This is a genomic window from Photobacterium kishitanii (assembly GCF_003026355.1).
Lineage (GTDB): Bacteria > Pseudomonadota > Gammaproteobacteria > Enterobacterales > Vibrionaceae > Photobacterium > Photobacterium kishitanii.
In genome coordinates this window covers 91,718-111,988 of record NZ_PYON01000006.1, presented here as the reverse complement: position 1 = coordinate 111,988, position 20,271 = coordinate 91,718, and the positions used below count along the sequence as shown (strand labels likewise).

The 20,271-nt window shown below is 42.7% G+C and carries 18 protein-coding genes and 8 tRNA genes; 7 read left to right on the top strand and 19 right to left on the bottom strand.

Annotation, left to right across the window (positions count from 1 at the left end; genetic code table 11):
- Positions 1–5: 5 nt before the first annotated feature.
- Positions 6–689 (bottom strand): carbonate dehydratase, encoded by a 684-nt coding sequence (can, locus tag C0W29_RS08990; protein ID WP_045042591.1) that lies wholly within the window; start codon positions 687–689, stop codon positions 6–8.
- 118 nt (positions 690–807) lie between these two features.
- Here can and C0W29_RS08985 point away from each other — a divergent pair, with 118 nt between their 5' ends.
- A complete protein-coding gene (locus tag C0W29_RS08985) occupies positions 808–1,746 on the top strand; it encodes an ABC transporter ATP-binding protein (protein WP_045044922.1) in 939 nt (312 codons plus the stop codon).
- Positions 1,743–2,513, top strand: a complete 771-nt coding sequence (locus tag C0W29_RS08980; protein ID WP_036793251.1) for an ABC transporter permease — start codon at positions 1,743–1,745, stop codon at positions 2,511–2,513. Before C0W29_RS08985 ends, C0W29_RS08980 begins: the two co-directional genes overlap by 4 nt.
- Positions 2,514–2,626: 113 nt before the next feature.
- Here C0W29_RS08980 and panC read toward each other — a convergent pair whose 3' ends face one another.
- The 7 genes from panC to sfsA form a co-directional block, all read right to left on the bottom strand.
- Positions 2,627–3,520, bottom strand: coding sequence for a pantoate--beta-alanine ligase (gene panC / locus C0W29_RS08975; RefSeq protein WP_045042593.1), 894 nt, complete (start codon positions 3,518–3,520; stop codon positions 2,627–2,629).
- A gap of 10 nt (positions 3,521–3,530) precedes the next feature.
- The gene (gene panB / locus C0W29_RS08970; RefSeq protein ID WP_036793253.1) at positions 3,531–4,325 is read right to left on the bottom strand and encodes a 3-methyl-2-oxobutanoate hydroxymethyltransferase; all 795 of its coding nucleotides are present in this window, start codon (positions 4,323–4,325) and stop codon (positions 3,531–3,533) included.
- A gap of 24 nt (positions 4,326–4,349) precedes the next feature.
- Positions 4,350–4,835, bottom strand: coding sequence for a 2-amino-4-hydroxy-6-hydroxymethyldihydropteridine diphosphokinase (gene folK, locus C0W29_RS08965; protein ID WP_045044921.1), 486 nt, complete (start codon positions 4,833–4,835; stop codon positions 4,350–4,352).
- Positions 4,832–6,265 carry a polynucleotide adenylyltransferase PcnB gene (gene pcnB, locus C0W29_RS08960; protein ID WP_080888872.1) on the bottom strand — a complete coding sequence of 478 codons (1,434 nt, stop codon included), beginning with the start codon at positions 6,263–6,265 and terminating at the stop codon, positions 4,832–4,834. Before pcnB ends, folK begins: the two co-directional genes overlap by 4 nt.
- Positions 6,266–6,319: 54 nt before the next feature.
- On the bottom strand, positions 6,320–7,204 hold the full coding sequence (gene gluQRS / locus C0W29_RS08955; RefSeq protein ID WP_045044920.1) for a tRNA glutamyl-Q(34) synthetase GluQRS: 885 nt from the start codon (positions 7,202–7,204) through the stop codon (positions 6,320–6,322).
- A 321-nt stretch (positions 7,205–7,525) separates the two neighbouring features.
- Positions 7,526–7,975 carry an RNA polymerase-binding protein DksA gene (gene dksA, locus C0W29_RS08950; RefSeq protein ID WP_036793256.1) on the bottom strand — a complete coding sequence of 150 codons (450 nt, stop codon included), beginning with the start codon at positions 7,973–7,975 and terminating at the stop codon, positions 7,526–7,528.
- A gap of 129 nt (positions 7,976–8,104) precedes the next feature.
- The gene (gene sfsA / locus C0W29_RS08945; RefSeq protein WP_045042596.1) at positions 8,105–8,818 is read right to left on the bottom strand and encodes a DNA/RNA nuclease SfsA; all 714 of its coding nucleotides are present in this window, start codon (positions 8,816–8,818) and stop codon (positions 8,105–8,107) included.
- A 91-nt stretch (positions 8,819–8,909) separates the two neighbouring features.
- On the opposite strand from sfsA, the gene hrpB reads away from it, so the two are divergent.
- Positions 8,910–11,402, top strand: a complete 2,493-nt coding sequence (gene hrpB / locus C0W29_RS08940) for an ATP-dependent helicase HrpB (RefSeq protein ID WP_045044919.1) — start codon at positions 8,910–8,912, stop codon at positions 11,400–11,402.
- Between the two features lie 132 nt (positions 11,403–11,534).
- Complete coding sequence (mrcB, locus tag C0W29_RS08935) at positions 11,535–13,958, top strand: penicillin-binding protein 1B (protein ID WP_045044918.1); 2,424 nt, start codon at positions 11,535–11,537, stop codon at positions 13,956–13,958.
- Positions 13,959–14,206: 248 nt separating this feature from the next.
- Here the strand turns inward: mrcB and C0W29_RS08930 are convergent.
- From C0W29_RS08930 to mutY, 11 genes are all read right to left on the bottom strand, one after another.
- Positions 14,207–14,282, bottom strand: a tRNA-Thr gene (locus tag C0W29_RS08930).
- 46 nt (positions 14,283–14,328) lie between these two features.
- Positions 14,329–14,404, bottom strand: a tRNA-Phe gene (locus C0W29_RS08925).
- A gap of 55 nt (positions 14,405–14,459) precedes the next feature.
- Positions 14,460–14,535, bottom strand: a tRNA-Thr gene (locus C0W29_RS08920).
- Between the two features lie 48 nt (positions 14,536–14,583).
- Positions 14,584–14,659 (bottom strand) — tRNA-Asn (locus tag C0W29_RS08915).
- 44 nt (positions 14,660–14,703) lie between these two features.
- Positions 14,704–14,779, bottom strand: a tRNA-Phe gene (locus tag C0W29_RS08910).
- Between the two features lie 55 nt (positions 14,780–14,834).
- Positions 14,835–14,910 (bottom strand) — tRNA-Thr (locus tag C0W29_RS08905).
- A gap of 48 nt (positions 14,911–14,958) precedes the next feature.
- Positions 14,959–15,034 (bottom strand) — tRNA-Asn (locus C0W29_RS08900).
- A 45-nt stretch (positions 15,035–15,079) separates the two neighbouring features.
- A tRNA-Phe gene (locus tag C0W29_RS08895) sits at positions 15,080–15,155 on the bottom strand.
- Between the two features lie 169 nt (positions 15,156–15,324).
- Positions 15,325–15,597, bottom strand: coding sequence for an oxidative damage protection protein (locus tag C0W29_RS08890; RefSeq protein ID WP_036793260.1), 273 nt, complete (start codon positions 15,595–15,597; stop codon positions 15,325–15,327).
- 164 nt (positions 15,598–15,761) lie between these two features.
- Entirely contained in the window at positions 15,762–16,523 is a 762-nt protein-coding gene (locus C0W29_RS08885) for a 5'-methylthioadenosine/adenosylhomocysteine nucleosidase (RefSeq protein ID WP_036793261.1), read from the bottom strand.
- A gap of 119 nt (positions 16,524–16,642) precedes the next feature.
- Entirely contained in the window at positions 16,643–17,695 is a 1,053-nt protein-coding gene (gene mutY, locus C0W29_RS08880) for an A/G-specific adenine glycosylase (protein ID WP_036793262.1), read from the bottom strand.
- A gap of 251 nt (positions 17,696–17,946) precedes the next feature.
- Between mutY and trmB the strand changes: the two genes are divergently transcribed.
- The 3 genes from trmB to C0W29_RS08865 all read left to right on the top strand — a co-directional run bounded on the left by trmB (position 17,947) and on the right by C0W29_RS08865 (position 20,169).
- Positions 17,947–18,684 carry a tRNA (guanosine(46)-N7)-methyltransferase TrmB gene (trmB, locus tag C0W29_RS08875; RefSeq protein WP_036793263.1) on the top strand — a complete coding sequence of 246 codons (738 nt, stop codon included), beginning with the start codon at positions 17,947–17,949 and terminating at the stop codon, positions 18,682–18,684.
- Positions 18,685–18,788: 104 nt separating this feature from the next.
- The gene (gene glsB / locus C0W29_RS08870; RefSeq protein ID WP_045045831.1) at positions 18,789–19,709 is read left to right on the top strand and encodes a glutaminase B; all 921 of its coding nucleotides are present in this window, start codon (positions 18,789–18,791) and stop codon (positions 19,707–19,709) included.
- Between the two features lie 61 nt (positions 19,710–19,770).
- Entirely contained in the window at positions 19,771–20,169 is a 399-nt protein-coding gene (locus tag C0W29_RS08865; protein ID WP_052671733.1) for a YggN family protein, read from the top strand.
- Positions 20,170–20,271: the final 102 nt, after the last annotated feature.

Here is a 20,271-nt window from a genome sequence, read left to right as displayed (position 1 = left end):
GGCTGCTATTTATTATTTTCTAGCTGCTTTAATTGCTCTTCAAGCGGCGGTAATAATGATGACATCGCAGCTTGATAAGCGACTTCAAGGCTTTCACGACTGGTAGCTGTTACGCCAAGGTCTTTTAGAATGCCATTGCTGGTACCATAAATCCAACCGTGAATTTTGACATCTTGGCCGCGTTCCCATGCTTGTTGCATGATAGTGGAATTGCCAAGATGATAAACTTGAGAGGCGACATTAATCTCACATAGTTTGTCATCCCATTTTTCACGTGGCAAGCTACCAAGATCTGAGCGATGTTTAAGATAAAGATCGCGAATGTGTAATAACCAGTTATTGATAAGCCCTAATGGTGGGTTTTCTATTGCCGCAGTTACACCACCACAGCCATAGTGTCCACAAATGATGACATGCTTAACCTTAAGGACATCAACCGCATATTGAACTACAGATAAGCAGTTTAAGTCGGTATGGATAACTTGGTTGGCCACATTACGGTGCACAAATAATTCACCAGAGGTTAAGCCTGTAAGGCGTTCTGCTGGTACGCGACTGTCGGAACAGCCTATCCAAAGGTATTGTGGATGTTGTGCTTCTGCGAGGTGAGAGAAAAATTCTGGATCTTCATCCTTAATGTTTTCTGACCACGAGAGGTTGTTTGCGAAGAGCTGCTTTATATCTGCCATGATAATGCCTTATATTAATATGTTCCTTACTATACACAAGCTACGCTGATAGCAAATCGGATTAGTTGTTAGCGTTTTGTCACTAGCCTATAAATATTTAACAGAAAGATTGCATATAATGAATGCTTTAGAAATAAAAAATGTAAGCAAAACTTACAAAGGCGGCGTCAAGGCGCTGAAAAATATGAGTCTAAATGTCGAGCAAGGGGATTTTTTTGCTTTGCTAGGGCCTAATGGTGCAGGTAAGTCGACCACCATTGGTATTATTAGCTCATTAGTAAATAAAACCTCGGGTGCGGTCAGTATTTTTGGTTATGACCTAGATACTCAAAAGGTGGATGCTAAAAACCAACTAGGTTTAGTACCACAAGAATTTAATTTTAATCCCTTTGAAACCGTTGAACAAATTGTTGTCAACCAAGCAGGATTTTATGGGGTTGAACGTTCACTGGCTAAACAACGCGCTCAAAAATATTTAACCCAATTGGATTTATGGGGCAAACGTCATGATCGTGCTCGTAATCTTTCTGGTGGTATGAAACGCCGATTAATGATCGCTCGCGCGTTAATGCATGAACCTAAATTATTGATTCTAGATGAGCCAACCGCTGGGGTTGATATTGAATTACGTCGTTCAATGTGGACTTTTTTACAACGTATTAATCGCGAAGGGGTAACGATTATTTTAACTACCCATTACCTTGAAGAAGCGGAAATGTTGTGTCGCAATATTGGTATCATTAATCATGGTGAGTTAGTTGAGCATACCTCAATGAAAGCGCTATTAAGCCAATTAGAATTAGAAACCTTTATTTTAGATATTGATACTATAACAGCAACGCCAACTCTTGATGTTGGTTTATGTCGATTAGTTGATAGCACCACCTTAGAAGTTGATCTCAATAAGGGGGATGACTTAAACCGTGTCTTTACCGCATTGACAGCGCAAGGTGTCGTAGTGCGCTCTATGCGTAATAAGAGCAATCGTTTAGAAGAGTTATTCGTGAACTTAGTCAATAAAGCTCAAACCGCTATTGCAGTAGGTGATAAGCAATGAAAAAACAATATTGGATTGCATTCAAAAGTTTAATTACCAAAGAAATTCATCGGTTTACTCGAATTTGGGTGCAAACTCTAGTGCCGCCAGCCATTACCATGACGCTGTATTTTATTATTTTTGGTAACCTTATTGGTAAGCGTATTGGTGACATGGAAGGCTTTAGTTACATGGAATATATTGTGCCGGGATTAATCATGATGTCGGTGATCACTAACTCTTATTCTAATGTTGCTTCTTCATTTTTTAGTGCCAAATTTCAACATAATATCGAAGAGTTATTAGTCGCTCCTGTACCTAATTATATTATTATTGCTGGTTATGTTGGCGGTGGTGTATTGCGAGGTTTAGGCGTAGGTTTGATTGTATCAGTGGTATCGTTGCTATTTGTATCACTTAATATCGCCCATTTAGGGATAATTATTGCAACTGTCGTTATGACCTCGATAGTGTTTTCTCTCGGCGGGCTGATTAATGCCATTTTTGCGCGTACTTTTGATGATATTAGTATTATTCCGACTTTTGTATTAACGCCGCTAACCTACCTCGGCGGGGTATTTTATTCAATTAATTTGCTGCCCGAAGGCTGGCAAATCGTATCAAAGGTCAACCCGATTGTGTATATGGTTAACGCTTTCCGTTATGGCTTCTTAGGGGTGTCTGATGTGGGCATTGGGACTTCGTTTGCGGTATTAAGCTTGTTTGTTATCGCATTGTACGGTGTGGCTTACTATCTAATTTCACGTGGTATCGGTTTGCGTTCATAAGTGGTTCGTTACACCTTGACGGTGGTTAAAACTCGCCGCCCAAGAAAATAGGGCTAAAAAAATACCGCGCGTTAATGGTTAACGAGCGGTATTTTTTTAGCAATCAAAGCTGATTAATTTGCTTCTGCTACGTCTTCTTCTGGTGGCGTAACTGCAGCAAAATCGACTACTTGATTGTCAATTAAGCGCGCTTTACCCAATTGTGCAGACATTAAAATAACCGCTTGTTGGGTTGCGTCAGTGATCGGTAATAAGGTTACTGCATCACGAATAAAACTTTTATCGGGTTGTAAGCCTGCTGCACGTAATTGATCGTTAGCATCAACAATTAATTCGTCATAGTCAGTACGACCACCACGCATTTGACTGCTGATCCAACGCATTGTACGTGCTAAAACAGGTGCACGTTGACGTTCATCTACCGTTAGGTTGCTGTTACGCGAACTCATGGCTAAGCCATCCATTTCACGTACTGTCGGTACGCCAACAATTTTAATATCCATACTTAAATCAATTACCATCTGGCGAATAAGTGCCAATTGTTGATAATCTTTTTCGCCAAAACATGCCACATCTGGCTGAACGATATTAAACAGTTTATTAACGATAGTTGCTACGCCACGGAAATGACCTGGACGTAATTCGCCTTCTAAAATGGTTGATAATCCAGGAACATCGATGAAGGTTTGGTTATTAACACCAGCTGGATACATAACTTCTGGAGTTGGGGTAAAGACCACATCCACCATATTCTGTTGTTGTAATTTAGCTATATCTTGTTCAAGTGTACGGGGATAATTGGTTAAATCATCAGTTTTTTCAAACTGCATCGGATTAACAAAAATACTCGCGACAACAACATCAGCATGCTTACGTGCTTTACGCATTAACGTAAGATGACCTTCATGTAAGTTACCCATGGTTGGAACAAAGGCAATACGACGGCCTGCGCGGCGCCACGTCGTAATCTGTTCTCTTAACTGGGCAATCTCGGCGAATGTTTGCATCTCTTATTCCTTATTCAAAGGTATGTTGAGACCCTGGAAATGCACCAGACTCAACATCTTCAATGTATTTAGTAACCGCAGCACGCATATCACCGGTTTCTGCAAGGAAGTTCTTAGAGAACCTCGGCATGTAGTTCGCAGAAATACCAAACATGTCGTGCATAACCAGTATTTGGCCATCAGTCGCATTACCCGCACCGATACCAATTACAGGCACATCCACCGCTTTGGTAATACGTTCAGCAAGACTTGCCGGAACACATTCCAATACGATGATTTGGGCACCAGCTTTAGCGAGAGTTATGGCATCTTTAACCATAGTCTCAGCTTGATCCAAATTGCGGCCTTGAACTTTATAGCCGCCAAAAATATTGACAGACTGAGGCGTTAAACCAAGATGAGCACATACAGGAACTGCACGTTCTGTAAGGGTTGTAATTGTTTCAGCAACCCAAGCGCCACCTTCTATTTTTACCATGTTAGCCCCTGCGCGCATCAATTTAGCGGCATTATCACAAGCTTGTGCTGGGGTTGCGAAGGTCATGAATGGCATGTCAGCCATTAGCAGCGCGTTAGGGCTGCCTGCACGAACACTACGCGTATGGTAGGCAATATCATCAATGGTTACGGGTAAGGTGTCGTTTCGGCCTTGGAGTACCATGCCTAATGAGTCGCCTACTAACATAACCGGCATATTCTGTTGCTCAAATAATTGGGCAAAACTAGCGTCATATGCTGTTACTGATGCAAATTTACGACCTTCTTGCTTCCATGTCAGTAGATCGTTGATAGTGATTTTTTTCATAGCTTCTTCCTCGCCCTGATGAATTTATGCTTGCCAAATAGCTAAGCCATTACGGTTAACCTGAGTCAATAACGTGCGTAAAGAAGTGTGATCAGGTAAAACTAAATCAGGGTTAATTTCGGCAAGTGGATACAGTACGAACTCCCGTACTTTCATTCCATAGTGCGGCACCGTAAGGCGCTCGCATTGGTGTTGCAGATCACCATATAAAATAATATCGAGATCTAACGTCCTTGGACCCCAGCGTTCATCTTTGCGAACACGTCCTTGTTCAAGCTCAATCGCTTGAGTATGGTTGAGTAACTCAAGTGGAGCTAATGCGGTATCGATAGCGATAACCGCATTAATATAATCAGGTTGGTTTTGTGGTCCCATCGGGGTACTGCTGTACAACGAGGATACGCTAACAACCTGACTTTGTGGTAAATTTTGTAGTGCTTCAATCGCAGCTTGAGCTTGGGCGACAGGATCGCCCAAGTTACTACCGATAGCAATATAAGTGCGAATCATGACTTAACTTGCGGTTTTTTACGACGTTGTTGCTGTGGGCGACGACGACGAGGACGGCGAGTGCCACCATCATTAATGTGCGTTACCATCTGACCGCGTTGGTTATAATCGGCATCTTGGAATTCACTCCACCATTGGGCTAATTCTTTGATGTCGCTGCCTTCAAATAAACTGCGCATTTCTAAGAAATCATAAGCAGCTCTAAACTTAGGATGCTCCATGGTCTTAAAAGCACGTTTGCCACTGCGACGACTAAAGCGTAACTGTTGCTGCCAGATATCACGTACAGTGGTGGTATGACGGCGAGGGATAGCAATCGAGCGCACTTGTTCATCAAGAATGTCATTACTTGCTACCATAAAGGCATCATAGAACGATAAGCCGCTTGCAAAAGAAACTTCTTCAGCACGAATCATCATTGGATACCATAGCATTGCAGCATAAATGAAGGCTGGATTGACACGCTTATCTTCAGCAATACGCTTGTCAGTCGAGGCCAGAATATGCTCGATCATTTTTTCAGTTTTGCTGCTGTTATTCTCAGTAAAATGGTCAGATAAAATTGGGAATAACTGCTGGAATAGGTTGTACTCACGCAGCATACGGTAGGTTTCTAAACCTTGGCCCGATTGTAATAACTTGAGGCTTTCTTCAAACAAACGTGCAGCTGGAATATCTTGCATCAGTGACGCTAATTCACGGATCGGTGCCGCAGTTACTGGTTCAATATCCATATCAAGCTTGACAGCAAAGCGTACCGCTCGCAGCATACGGACTGGATCTTCGCGGTAACGCGTTTCTGGATCACCCATTAGACGCACTACGCGATTATTAAGATCTTCAATGCCTTGTGCATAGTCAGTTACGGTGAAGTCTTTGACACTGTAGTACAACGCATTAATGGTAAAGTCACGACGTTGAGCATCTTCTTCGATGTTGCCGTAAACGTTATCACGTAGCAACATACCTTCTTCACTGCGAGATGATATTTGTGGCTTTTGCTTATTGTCTTTAGGCGCAACGACTTGTACTGGTGCGTCTGAATGATGGCCACGAAACGTAGCGACTTCAATAATGTCACGTCCAAAAAGAATGTGTGCTAGACGAAAGCGACGGCCGATCAAACGACAGTTACGAAACAGTTTTTTGATTTCTTCCGGGGTTGCATTGGTTGCAATATCGAAATCTTTTGGCTGTTTGTGGAGCAATAAATCGCGGACGCCGCCACCTACAAGGTAAGCGTCGTAACCGGCTTTGTTTAGACGATATAGTACTTTCAGCGCATTTTCGCTGATATCTTTTCGTGAAATGCCGTGCTCTGGGCGTTGGTAAACTTGCAAAGTTTGTTCCTCTGGAACGCGAGTACTACTGTCGCGATTCAATACTTTACGGCAAAAGCTGGCTACTCGATTAAAGATAATACACCCCATTTTGTGCACTTAGTTCAACAAACAGCCGTGTATAATATATCACGGCAGACTATTTTAGAATGCTAGTGTGATAGCAGTTGTCTTTGGTAGCTGCTTAAGCTGCCAATGAGTGATGCCCCACTGTAAAATTTGTTCTACGCTTTCTATGATAAGCTCTGTCGGTGGCGACAAACCTAAAAAGCGTAGCGCTGCCATTAATGCTGGCCGAGGATTGTGTTTATCAATCGCTGGAGCATGGTTTTGTTTCGACAATTTATTACCATTGTCAGTAATGGCGAGCGGTAAGTGTAAATAACTGACTTCAGGATGCCCGAGCTGATGATAAAGACCTATTTGGCGCCCAGTAGGCTCAATTAAATCTGCACCACGTACAACCTCAGTGATCCCTTGTTCAATATCATCTAGCACTACAGCAAGATTATAAGCAAATAAGCCATCGCGGCGACGAATGATAAAATCTTCACTCGCCAATGCTAATGGCAATTCGATACGACCATGTAATAGGTCATCGAAATGGGTTATTGGTGTGTCTACTTGTAATCGAACCGCACCATTGCTGTGCCGTTGATTGAGGGTACGACAGGTACCAGGGTAAAAGCCGCCCGTTTGTTTAATGTCTTTTCGACTGCACTGACAATAGTAGGCATTACCTTGTGCTAACCAAGCTTCAATTTGAGCGTGATAAGCATCATGGCGTAAACTCTGATACATGATATTGCCATCCCACATAAAACCAAAAGCTTCAAGTGTGCGCAGAATATCATCAGCAGCCCCTAGCATTTCGCGAGGTGGATCAAGATCTTCGATCCTAACTATCCATTTTCCTTGCTGAGATTTTGCTTGCAGGTAGCTACCGAGAGCAGCAATTAACGATCCGAAATGCAATGGCCCGGAGGGCGATGGTGCAAAACGACCGACATATTGATTCGTGTTAGTCATACATTAATGAACGGTTATAAAATCCAAGTTGATTATTATCTAACTTGGTACGGCAGCGTAAATGTCGCCCAGAGTCAGGGGTAAATATGACAAGATATATTCCCTCCAAACTGAATAAGGCTCTCAGTTTATGAGAGCACTATTCAGTTTGGTGCCTGTTTATCTATAACGCAAAGTTATGACTAAACCGGCAGAGCTCGTGCGACATCGGTAAGTAAGTAACCATCAGGTTCGTTACTGTGTGTTATTTCGAGCGCTAGTGTAAACGAAAGAGGGAGCTTACGCTCCCTCTAAAATTAGCTTAACCTGATAAAGACGTAATTAGCCAGCCATTTGCTTTTCTTTGATCTCTGCAAGTGTTTTACAGTCGATGCAAAGATCTGCAGTTGGACGAGCTTCAAGACGACGAATACCAATCTCAACACCACAAGAATCGCAGAAGCCGAAATCATCTTCTTCGATACGCTTCAGTGTTTTGTCAATTTTCTTGATCAGTTTACGTTCGCGGTCACGATTACGAAGTTCAAGACTGAACTCTTCTTCTTGTGCGGCACGATCCACTGGATCGGGGAAGTTAGCGGCTTCATCTTGCATGTGGTTTACGGTGCGATCAACTTCAACACGAAGTTGGTTACGCCATGCTGATAGAATTTTATGGAAATGCTCTAATTGAGCTTCGCCCATGTATTCTTCGCCAGCTTTTTCCTGATAAGGTTCAACCCCAGCAATAGCCAGGATGCCTAGTGATTTTTTAACGTTGGTCTCTGGCATATAGCATCTCCTAATGTACCTAATAACCGTCACTGGTTAATTTTGGGCGGTATCTATACCAGAAAGGTTACCATGTGGCAATTACTGTATTACTTCAATTCTACGTCAATGTGAAGAAAACGGCATTTTTTATGTTGAGTGCTGAAATTGTATACAGTCTTTGAGTTTTATTTCATCAGCATTAATCGTGGCGCGATAGCAAATTATTTCAACCCCAGCGTTGACTGCTTGTTGTAATAATTGTGCGTATTCAGCATCGATATGCTGTGCCACATTAACCTTATTAATCCCGGTATGTAACACCGCAAAAAATAGCACTGCCCGTGATCCTTGTTGTGCCATTTGGGTTAGCTCACGCAGATGTTTTTGACCTCGAATGGTCACCGCATCTGGAAAGTAACCTTGGCCATTATCTGCTAATAAGGTCACGCTTTTTACTTCAATATAGCAGCGGGGGCGATTTTGTGATTCAAGTAATAGATCTATGCGGCTATTTTCAGTGCCGTATTTTACTTCTGTCCGTAAGCTATCGTAATTTTCGAGCTCAGGTATACGTTGCTGTTCAATTGCTTCTTTAACGAGATGGTTCGCTTGAATAGTATTAACACAAATCCAGTCATTAGCGACAGTGTGTGCAAGTTGCCAGCTATTGGGGTATTTACGTTTTTTATTATCCGAGGTTGAATACCATACTGTGGTTCCAGGTTCAGCGCAGCCAGTCATGGCACCAGTATTGGCACAATGAATGGTACGGACTTCACCATTACTGAGTTCGATATCAGCTAAGAAACGTTTGTAGCGTTTGAGCAAAATAGCCGCTTGAAGTGGTGGAGAAAATTTCATTTATGGCCTCGTGTGCAGATTATTATTTTTAGTTGTGACTAGGCTTTCGTTACAATGTGATTTCGTTTGATCATGACATAAGGTGACGCCATTGTCACAACTCCCTATTGACGAGGTTTTAGCAACCTTGTTTAGCGCTTTAACGCGCCATACCCAAGTGATTTTAAAAGCACCACCGGGAGCGGGTAAATCAACTCGGTTGCCATTAGCACTATTAGATCAAGCGCTCATACAAGGGCGGATTATCATGCTTGAGCCGCGGCGATTAGCGGCAAGAAATATTGCTGGGTATCTCGCGCAGCAATTGGGGGAGCGTGTTGGTCAAACCATAGGTTTACGAGTTCGAGGCGAAACCAAAGTCAGTGCTCAAACGCGATTAGAGATTGTCACTGAAGGGGTGATGACTCGCATGTTACAGCATGATCCTGAACTCTCTGGAATCGGACTGATTATTTTTGATGAATTTCACGAGCGTAGTATTCACGCCGATACCGCATTAGCGTTAGCAATTGAGGTCCAGCAAGCCCTGCGTGACGATCTGCAATTGTTGGTTATGTCAGCCACACTTGATCACGCAGCATTGGCACAATTGCTGCCACAGGCGGCTTATGTTGAATCTCAAGGTCGTTGTTTCCCTGTAGAGTATCGCTATCAGCATGTAAATGATCCTCGAGATGTGATTGAGCAAATGGCTGTAGCGATTAGCCAATTGCTTAGCCAAGAATCAGGATCAGTGTTAGCATTTTTACCCGGGGTCGGTGAAATCAAACGTTTAGCACAAGCATTAGCGACTCGTTTAACTGCGGCTGATACCCATATCAAAATTTGTCCGTTATATGGTCAGTTACCGATTGAGCAACAACAGCAAGCGATTAATCCCGCACCAGTTGGACAGCGTAAAGTAGTATTAGCGACTAATATTGCTGAAACCAGTTTAACCATAGAAGGTATTCGATTGGTGGTTGATAGTGGCTTTGAACGAATCGCGCAGTGGGAGCCCAAAACAGGCATTAGCCGCTTACAGCAAGTTAGGATAGCCCAATCATCCGCCGAACAGCGAGCAGGGCGTGCAGGACGCTTAGAAGCGGGTATTTGTTTACGAATGTACAGTGAAGAATTACTACAGCGTCAACCAGCAACACCACAACCAGAAATACTACGTAGTGATTTAACCGCGTTGGCAATGGATTTAGTTCAATGGGGCTGTAATGATCCACAAGACTTACAGTGGTTAGATATACCGCCAGCGATTGCTTTACAGCAGTCGCGACAGTTATTGCGACAATTAGGTGCGATTGATGAGCGTGGGCAACAAACCCAACGCGGCCAATTGATGCAAACATTAGGTGCTGATCCTCGCCATGGTGCAATGTTAGCGTTTGCTAAACATGCCGCACAGCAGCAAGCTGATACGACAATTTTAACCACAGCGGCGATGTTGGTGGCATTACTTGAAGACCCTCCGCGTGGTATCGATAACCCCGATTTGGCGTTTCAGTTACATTTACTTGAAACTAAAAAACTCGCTAAAAGCCATGCTTATATACAACGATCTCAACAACACCTTGCGACTTTAGGTGGTCCCAAAAATAGTGTATCAGTCGTTAATAATCAGTGGGCCGCGATGGTGTTAGCGGTAGGTTTTCCTGATCGAATCGCACAATCTCGCCCTGATGATGGTCGTTATCAGTTAGCTAATGGTCAAGGGGTAATGCTTGATAGCAGCCAAGGGTTAGCCAACCAGCCATTATTAGTGGTGGCTGATGTGGTTAAAACCCGCCAAGGTGATAGTCGAATCTTCTCTGCTATCAGCGCCGAATTGAGTGGACTACAACACGCATTACCATCCTTATTTACTGAGTGTGAGTGGCTTGATTGGGATGATAAAAAAGGCCGTCTAAGTGCTGAGCATCGCGTGTATTGTGGCAAATTAATTGTTGCACGTAGCCTCGCGGCAACGCCTGACGCCACATTAGCCAGTGAAGCATTGTTAAATGCAGTTAAGCGTAAAGGACTGGCAGTGTTAAATTGGACTCCTGCCGCAATGATGTTACTTACTCGTGGTCGTTGTGGCTGCGAGTGGCTACCTGAACTCGATTTTCCTGCATTGGATGAGACGAGCTTACTTGCTAATGCTGAACAATGGTTATTGCCGTATCTCAGCGGTATAACCACTTTAAAAGGCCTCCAAAAAGTTAATTTAGTCGCAGTATTGGAAGCGTATCTAGGTTGGAATAAAAAACAACAGCTCGATCAATTATTGCCAACCCATTATCAGGTGCCGACAGGTTCTAAAATTAGTATTCGTTATCAAACTCAACAGCAGCCAGTATTAGCGGTAAAGTTACAAGAAATGTTTGGTGAGCCAACCACGCCAACTATCGCCAATGGCAAAGTAAAGTTAGTTTTAGAATTGTTATCTCCAGCCCAACGTCCGTTGCAGATCACTCAAGATTTAGCTGGATTTTGGCAAGGTTCATATAAAGATGTCCAAAAAGAAATGAAAGGGCGTTATCCCAAACATCCTTGGCCTGATGATCCTGCTAACCACCTTCCAACCCGCAAAATTAAAAAATACCTTTAGCAACGGTAAACAAGACAGATACCTGTATATATAATCAGTTATAGTTGTTAAGATTTTACTAATTTGAATTATCAAAGCAGAGCCAGATTATGGTCTCTGCTTAAATATAGGAATGACGGTAGTTGATGCATTATGAGTAAGTTGCCACAGCCCCCTAAACCACAGCAGAAGAAACCTGCCGCTGCACGCAAAAAGGCCGCTGTAAAACCAACTGCTAAAAAACAGCCTGCCAAAAAAGCGGCGCCTAAAAAAGCCGCATCTAAAAAAAGTGCCACTAAAAAATCCGCTGGCTCTCATCCATGGCTACGCAAGCTTGGCGGTTTAGTCTTTAAAATGACCTTAGTGGTAGTGGCTATTTTATTAGTGATCGGTATTTATTTAGATACTGTGGTGCGTAATAAAATGGATGGCCCAATTTGGGATTTACCCTCTGTTGTGTATGGCCGAGTATTAACCTTACATCCAGGCCAAGCGATCACTATCAGTGATGTGCGACGAGAGTTAGATGTACTGCAATATCATAAAGTACGGAGCCCACAACGGATGGGTGAGTACTCTGCCTCTTCAACTCGAATCGAGTTAATTCGACGCCCATTTAAATTTGTTGATGATCCGCAACCACAACGACATGTGATGCTGACTTTTGTTGGCACTCAATTAACCTCTATTGTTGATGTTACGACTAAACAACAATTAAAAACCTTAAAAATTGAGCCAAAGTTACTTGGTATGTTGGGCCTTACGGGCAATGAGCAACGGATTTTCATGGCGCGAGATCAATTTCCCCCATTGTTGATTGACGCATTGTTAACCACAGAAGATCGTGATTTTTATCAGCATGATGGTGTATCGCCGTTGGCAATTTTGCGAGCGATGGTAGTGAACCTTAAAGCGGGTCATACCGTACAAGGGGGCAGTACTTTGACTCAGCAACTGGCGAAAAATTTATTTTTAAGTCGTGAGCGTAGTTTGTGGCGAAAAGTACGCGAAGCATATATCGCGGTAATTATTGATCATCGTTACAGTAAAGACCGAGTGTTAGAAGCGTATTTAAATGAAATTTACCTTGGTCAAAATGGCGCTAAAGAAGTGCATGGTTTTCCATTGGCGGCGCGATTTTATTTTGGGCGTCCATTAGAAGAATTGCGCGTTGATCAACTGGCAATGTTAGTTGGAATGGTGAAGGGACCATCGCAATTTAATCCGTGGCGTCATCCAGAACGAACCTTGAAACGTCGTGATCTCGTGTTGACGTTGTTGTTAAAAAATAACTACCTGACAGGAGCTGAATATGAACAAGCCGTTTCAGAGCCATTAGGTATTCAAAAAACAGCTAAGATAGCCAGCCGTCAACCGGCTTACTTTCAACAGTTACAGCGAGAGTTACAGCAAGACGTTGGTGATATTTACAAATCAGGCAAAGGGCTGCGTATTTTCAGTACTCTTGATCCTGTTTCTCAACAAGCAGCTGAAAAAACCATTGCAGCAATGGTGCCACGGTTAAATAAAAAGGCTGGCGTTAAAGTTGAAACTGCGATGGTAGTGGTGGATCGTCAATACGGTGCTGTACGCGCGCTGATTGGTGGTAGTCGTCCAGGTTATGCTGGCTTTAATCGCGCTCTGGATGCCAGTCGTCAAATTGGCTCGTTAGCTAAACCGGCTGTTTATTTAGCGGCGCTGAGCCAACCACAAAAATTTAGCTTAGCAACCACACTTAGCGATCAGGCGATTGTGTTAAAAGGTAGCAAAGGCACGTCGTGGCGGCCAAGAAACTATGATCGTAAGTTCCGCGGTCAGGTACCGTTATATTATGCATTAGCGCATTCGTTAAATGTACCAACGGTGAACTTAGGATTAAAGGTTGGACTTGGCACTGTGATTAATACGATGGCTAAGTTAGGGGTTAATCGTGATGAAGTGCCACGTTTACCATCGATACTATTAGGGGCATTTAGTTTATCACCGTTTGAAGTTGCACAAATGTTCCAGAGCATTACCAATAATGGCCGCAAAGCGCCGTTATATAGCCTTGATGCGGTGGTTGATAGTAAAGGGCGAGTGCTATACCAACATCAGTCTGACATCGAACAAGTTGTTCCAGAGCAAGCCGCTTGGTTAACAACTTATGATATGAAAAAAGTGGTTAGCCAAGGTACTGCGCGTTTTTTACAGAGTAAATTTAGCGCCGCTAAACTGGCAGGTAAAACGGGTACCACCGATAATAACCGTGATAGTTGGTTTGCAGGCGCTGATGGACGAGAAGTTGGTGTGGTTTGGGTTGGGCGTGATGATAACACTCCAGTCCGTTTAACTGGCTCTAGCGGCGCGCTACGGGTTTATGCTGATTACCTTGCTCGTCGTCAACCGTTACCGTTAAATATCGGCTGGCCGCCTTATATCACGACGGTTAAGTACCAACGGACAGCCAATGGTAGTTTACAGTTTGACTGTGATGGTAATGTTTCACTGCCAGCGTGGGATAACAATGGCGATTTAAAAGCGAAATGCCAGGATAGTCAGCCTGCAACGTGGATTAAACATATGTTTGCGGGTTAAAGAGTAGAAGCGAGTTTTCGAGGGGCGAGGAAGATCTGAAGCAAAAGATAGGCTAGAACAAGGACGAGGTTACGGGGAGTGAGGAAGAGCAGTTGTAAGTAATGAGATGACTGTTGACAACGTGTTGAGGGTGTTGAAAAATTTCGAACCCTCGAACCCTCGAACCCTCGAACCCTCGAACCCTCGAACCCTCGAACCTTTTATTCAGACGAAAAAAAAGCCTCATCAAAGATGAGGCTTTCAAAAGATGGTGCCGACTACCGGAGTCGAACTGGTGACCTACTGATTACAAGTCAGTTGCTCTACCTACTGAGCTAAGTCGGCACACTAAATTCTTTTTAAATAATGAGATAACTCATTATCTTTAATATGGTGCCTCGAGGCGGAATCGAACCACCGACACGAGGATTTTCAATCCTCTGCTCTACCGACTGAGCTATCGAGGCAAACACAGCAATTAAATTGCTATTTTTGCATTTCTTACCGAAGTAAGAGAATAAATGGTGCCGACTACCGGAGTCGAACTGGTGACCTACTGATTACAAGTCAGTTGCTCTACCTACTGAGCTAAGTCGGCACATATATTCGGTGTATCTCTTTACTCTATTGAGCGAAGAAATAAAATTGGCTCCCTCTACTGGACTTGAACCAGTGACATACGGATTAACAGTCCGGCGTTCTACCAACTGAACTAAGAGGGAATTATTCTTTTATTCAACACGACACATCGTATCAAATTTTAATATGGTGCCTCGAGGCGGAATCGAACCACCGACACGAGGATTTTCAATCCTCTGCTCTACCGACTGAGCTATCGAGGCAAACACAGCAATCAAATTGCTATTTTTGCATTTCTTACCGAAGTAAGAGAATAAATGGTGCCGACTACCGGAGTCGAACTGGTGACCTACTGATTACAAGTCAGTTGCTCTACCTACTGAGCTAAGTCGGCACATAAATTCTGTAATCTCTCCGCTCTATTGAGCCAAGAAATAAATAGTGGCTCCCTCTACTGGACTTGAACCAGTGACATACGGATTAACAGTCCGGCGTTCTACCAACTGAACTAAGAGGGAACAGATTTTATCGTTGCTTGGCACCACACTTCAAAAGAGAAGAAATGGTGCCTCGAGGCGGAATCGAACCACCGACACGAGGATTTTCAATCCTCTGCTCTACCGACTGAGCTATCGAGGCAACGGGGCGCTATTAAAAGGGTTTTGAGCCTTTTCGTCAACCCTTTTTTTAATAAAAAATGATTATTATGTTCGAGTGTTGGCTTTTTGTTCGTTATGGTGTGATTTTTTACTTTTTTTAATGTTTTCCGCCGTTTGAGTTACGGCGGAATATCTCTTTGATCTCAATATTATTTTGTTGGTGGTGTATAACCATCAATCACCACATCTTTACCTTCAAACAAAAAATTCACCATTTCAGTCTCAAGTAATTGGCGATGTTCTGGGTTCATCATATTAAGTTTTTTTTCATTAATCAGCATAGTTTGTTTTGCTTGCCACTGTGCCCATGCTTGCTTTGACACAGTATCAAAAATACGTTGACCAAGTTCGCCTGGGTATAATTGAAAATCTAGACCTTCAGCATCTTGCTGTAGACGGACACAAAAAACAGTACGGCTCATGGAATATTCCTTATGCATTGATTATTTAAGCTACGACAACAGTCGTCGTAACTTATAATTGCTGTATTTATAACAATAGTTATACCAGAGTAGGCAAGTAGCGGCTAGGGTCGAAAATGGAATAAAAACCGCGTAATCACTATGGATTACGCGCTAAAAAAGGATTAATGGGCGTTTAACATCGCTAAGGTGATAGCCACTGAATTATCTGCCGTTATTTGTTTTAATTTAGGGTAATCAAAATGTGCCGAGCCATCAGCTTTATCTGAAATAGTGCGAATTACAACAAATGGTTTATTAAACATAAAGGCGACTTGTGCGACTGCTGCTCCTTCCATTTCAATGGCCATCGCATTGAATTCATTATGAATAAAATTCACTTTTTGTTTATTAGCAATAAATTGATCGCCGGTAGCAATAATACCTTTAAAAACTTTTTGTTGGCCAATCACTTGCTGTGCAGCTGTAAATGCTTGAGTTGTTAGTTCACTATTGGCATAAAAATAGCGGTCATCAAACCCATCCATGTGACCAGGCTTTTGACCAAATACAGTTAAATCAACATCATGTTGAACCAAGGCGGTTGAGATCACGACATCTGTTGGTGACAGTTGAGGCGCAGCTGCCCCAGCAATGCCTGTAAAAATTAACTTATCAACCTTAAACTCACGAATTAGGGTTGTCGTGGTTACTGCGGCATTGACTTTACCGACTCCTGAACGGGTCACAATAACTGAATGTGAGCCAATATTACCTTGATAATAGCGATGTTGGCCGATGGTGATAGTTTGTTTATTTTTAATGTGTGGCAGTAAATTGGTGATTTCAGCATCCATTGCGCCAACGATAGCAATCGTTTGCGTGGCGGAGGCAAAAAAAGAGCAACTAGCTAGAACGGCAGCGAATAAATATGCGATTTTTTTCATAAGGTAAGTGAATAAATAAGAATATTAGAAGGCCGCGATAGTAACTAGTTACATTTTAAAATGACACTACAAATGGTGTATTGTGAGCATAAAAATGTAACTAGTGATAAACCTATTCATTATTGGGGGTATAGCAAACTCTCAAGGATCTTTTGCACAGGGGCTGCAAGGCCAATCTTGGCTGGATCATGCAGATCATACCATTGTCCTTGACGTTGATGGATAACATCAGGCATTTGGTTCAAGGTGAACAATATCGGTACGATATCAAGGTGGTAATGGCTAAATGTGTGCCGAAACGCGATCAATTGCTGTTGGTTGGTGATCATTGTTTGTGGCTGCCCCAGTTGCTGCAACAACAAATCTTCAAGATCATCAGTGTCATGTTGTGGAAAGCACCATAAGCCGCCCCAAATACCGCTTTGTGGTCGTTGTTCTAACCAGACTTTGTCGCCATAACGTAAAATGGCGAACCAAGTTTGTTTTTCTGGCATCACTTTTTTGGGTTTCTTACCTGGAAATTCTGTTTGGCGTTGTTGCGCTTTGGCAAGGCATTGGGCTTCAATTGGGCATAAATCGCATTTAGGTTTGCTACGAGTACAAATCATAGCGCCCATATCCATCATCGCTTGGTTATAACGTTCAACACCAAGTGCGGGAGTATTTGCAGTGGCGATTTCCCATAAGGCATTTTCAACCGGTTTTTTACCAGGCCAACCTTCAATTGCATAGCAGCGGGCAAGAGTACGTTTAACATTGCCATCTAAAATCGGGTGGTGTTGTTTTAATGATAGCGATAATACCGCGCCAGCAGTTGAACGTCCGATGCCTGGCAGTGCTTCTACTTCTTCAATCGTGGTAGGAAATTCACCATTATGTTGAGCTACAATTAATTGTGCAGCTTTGTGAAGGTTACGAGCGCGCGCGTAATAGCCTAACCCCGTCCATAAATGGAGTACTTCATCTTGTTCTGCGGCGGCAAGATCTGCCACCGTCGGGAAGCGAGTCATAAAGCGTTCAAAGTAAGGGATCACGGTGGCAACTTGGGTTTGTTGCAACATGATTTCTGATAACCATACTTTGTAAGGGGTCTTTTGGTGCTGCCATGGTAGGGTTTTACGGCCAAATTTATCATACCACGCTAAAATAGCGTCGGAAAAAGCTGTACTCACGGTGGGCTCACTTTACTCTATAGACATTAAAAAATGTCATGTTGCGCTTTATTATGGAATGAGCTTGCGGAAAGTTGGAGTCCGTGGGGACGATCCCTTATACTGCAAGCCATCGATGTAATGGCGTCTATAATGACGTTATTGACTATGATTGCATCATAAATTGGCTATTGTCACAATTGATAGACTTGAATTGAGTCTATAACTTTGGATAATGCCACTCCGTTTCTTTTTTTGTTTGGATAGTTAGCATGAGCGAAGTTTCAAAAAAGTCAGGTGACGTAACCCTGACTGAATTTACCGATGAAGGCAAAATGGTTCGTAAGATCCGCAGTTTTGTTCGTCGTGAAGGCCGTTTAACCAAAGGTCAAGAGCATGCGATCGAAAAGAACTGGCCAGCTATGGGTATTGATTTCGCCACTGAAATGCTGGACTGGACACAAGTCTTTAATCGTGAAGCGCCAGTTGTATTAGAAATTGGTTTTGGCATGGGTGCATCATTGGTTGAAATGGCACAAGCTGCGCCACAGAAAAACTATGTTGGTATTGAAGTACATACACCAGGTGTTGGTCATTGTTTGATGGGCGCAGAAGCGGCTAATTTAACCAACCTTCGCGTAATGTGTCATGACGGTGTTGAAGTGTTTGAACACATGATCCCTGATGGCAGCCTTGATATGGTGCAATTGTTCTTCCCTGACCCATGGCATAAAGCGCGTCACCATAAGCGTCGTATTGTTCAACCAGAATTTGCTCAAATGCTACGTAAGAAACTTAAAATTGGTGGTATTTTCCATATGGCAACGGATTGGGAAAATTACGCAGAGCATATGGTAGAAGTGATGGATGCTGCGCCTGGTTATAAAAATACAGCAACTGATGGCGCTTACATTGCACGCCCAGAAGATCGTCCTTTAACTAAGTTTGAAGCACGTGGTCATCGCCTAGGTCATGGCGTATGGGATATGAAGTATATGCGTACTGAATAATTGCAGACATTGCTGTGACAATCGATTAGGGTGACAGCAGTTATTGCGTTATCTATTTAGAAAGCCAACTTTTGTTGGCTTTTTTGTTATTGGAGATGAAGTATATGAAGCCAACAGAAACCTTGCTCAATGGCATTTTAGATGAAGTTAGACCTTTGATTGGTCAAGGAAAAGTGGCTAATTATATTCCTGCTTTAGCTGAAGTGCCTGCCAGCAAATTAGGCATCGCTGTGTGTTATAACGATGGTGAAATCATTCAAGCTGGCGATAGCCAAGAAAGCTTTTCTATTCAATCGATCTCCAAAGTATTATCGCTAACTTTAGCAATGGCACTCTATGAGCCGGATGAATTATGGGCTCGAGTCGGTAAGGAGCCGTCTGGTCAGGCGTTTAATTCAATGATTCAGCTTGAATTAGAAAACGGTATTCCGCGTAATCCGTTTATTAACCCTGGCGCAATAGTTATTTCTGACATGCTTTATAGTCGGTTGTGCGCACCGCAATATCGAATGCTGGAATTAGTGCGTGAATTATCCTGTAACCCACAGATTGTATACGACAAAATTGTGGCTAACTCTGAAATGCAGCACAGTGATCGTAATGCCTCAATTGCCTATTTAATGCGTTCATTTGGCAATTTTAATAATGAAGTTATGCCGGTGCTTAATAACTACTTTAGCTACTGTGCCTTAAAGATGAGTTGTGTTGATTTAGCACGGACATTTTCTTATTTAGCAAATAAAGGTCAGCCTTTAGGTGCAAATACGCCAATTATTAGCCAAACTCAAAGTAAGCATATAAATGCATTGCTTGCGACATGTGGGCTATATGATGGCGCCGGGGAGTTCGCTTATCGCGTTGGTATGCCAGGGAAATCAGGAGTTGGTGGTGGCATTGTTGCGATTGTACCAGGAGAAATGACCATTGCTGTATGGTCACCAGAATTAGATCAATCGGGTAATTCTTTGGTAGGCACTGCGGCATTAGAAAAATTATCAGCTCGGATTGGACGTTCTATTTTTTAGTGGGTATCTGTTGAGGCAATATGTCGCTACCCACTATGGACAGGGAAGTGGGGTATTATTGATGAAGATTAAACTTTATATAAAAAATGGGTGTGGATTATTAATCGGACTAAGTATCAGCTCAGCAGTTGCAGCGGTTGAGTGTCAGCCGTTATGGCATAACAACCTGAGTTTTACCGATGAAAAATTAATTCTAGAGCACGAAACGCAGACGTTTACGATTAAAGATAATGGTCAGCTTTATTTTGATATTCATAAAGTAAATTTGAATCCTGAGCAAAGCCACCTATTGGCGCAATATTATCAAATAATCGCTACTGATTTACCGTATGTATTATCTCATGGTCAGCGAATTGATACTCAGTTATGTGATTTTGCTGCGGTACGTATTGATCAAGAAAATCAAATTCGACAACATATTCCAGCATTGAAAAATTGGCATAGCGTTAGTTTAGAATAATGCTGCGATTTTTTGATGGAACATAATTTGATGGTAGACAGTAAAAAAGCGATTCACAGTGGTGAGATCGCTTTTTTTGAGGTTGGGTTTTGATAACCAATA

What these genes read in the sequence shown, in the direction of transcription:
- can (WP_045042591.1), bottom strand. Translation starts at nt 689, where the DNA reads ATGGCAGATATAAAGCAGCTCTTCGCAAACAACCTCTCGTGGTCAGAA.
- C0W29_RS08985 (WP_045044922.1), top strand. Translation starts at nt 808, where the DNA reads ATGAATGCTTTAGAAATAAAAAATGTAAGCAAAACTTACAAAGGCGGC.
- C0W29_RS08980 (WP_036793251.1), top strand. Translation starts at nt 1,743, where the DNA reads ATGAAAAAACAATATTGGATTGCATTCAAAAGTTTAATTACCAAAGAA.
- panC (WP_045042593.1), bottom strand. Translation starts at nt 3,520, where the DNA reads ATGCAAACATTCGCCGAGATTGCCCAGTTAAGAGAACAGATTACGACG.
- panB (WP_036793253.1), bottom strand. Translation starts at nt 4,325, where the DNA reads ATGAAAAAAATCACTATCAACGATCTACTGACATGGAAGCAAGAAGGT.
- folK (WP_045044921.1), bottom strand. Translation starts at nt 4,835, where the DNA reads ATGATTCGCACTTATATTGCTATCGGTAGTAACTTGGGCGATCCTGTC.
- pcnB (WP_080888872.1), bottom strand. Translation starts at nt 6,265, where the DNA reads ATGGGGTGTATTATCTTTAATCGAGTAGCCAGCTTTTGCCGTAAAGTA.
- gluQRS (WP_045044920.1), bottom strand. Translation starts at nt 7,204, where the DNA reads ATGACTAACACGAATCAATATGTCGGTCGTTTTGCACCATCGCCCTCC.
- dksA (WP_036793256.1), bottom strand. Translation starts at nt 7,975, where the DNA reads ATGCCAGAGACCAACGTTAAAAAATCACTAGGCATCCTGGCTATTGCT.
- sfsA (WP_045042596.1), bottom strand. Translation starts at nt 8,818, where the DNA reads ATGAAATTTTCTCCACCACTTCAAGCGGCTATTTTGCTCAAACGCTAC.
- mrcB (WP_045044918.1), top strand. Translation starts at nt 11,535, where the DNA reads ATGAGTAAGTTGCCACAGCCCCCTAAACCACAGCAGAAGAAACCTGCC.
- C0W29_RS08890 (WP_036793260.1), bottom strand. Translation starts at nt 15,597, where the DNA reads ATGAGCCGTACTGTTTTTTGTGTCCGTCTACAGCAAGATGCTGAAGGT.
- C0W29_RS08885 (WP_036793261.1), bottom strand. Translation starts at nt 16,523, where the DNA reads ATGAAAAAAATCGCATATTTATTCGCTGCCGTTCTAGCTAGTTGCTCT.
- trmB (WP_036793263.1), top strand. Translation starts at nt 17,947, where the DNA reads ATGAGCGAAGTTTCAAAAAAGTCAGGTGACGTAACCCTGACTGAATTT.
- glsB (WP_045045831.1), top strand. Translation starts at nt 18,789, where the DNA reads ATGAAGCCAACAGAAACCTTGCTCAATGGCATTTTAGATGAAGTTAGA.
- C0W29_RS08865 (WP_052671733.1), top strand. Translation starts at nt 19,771, where the DNA reads ATGAAGATTAAACTTTATATAAAAAATGGGTGTGGATTATTAATCGGA.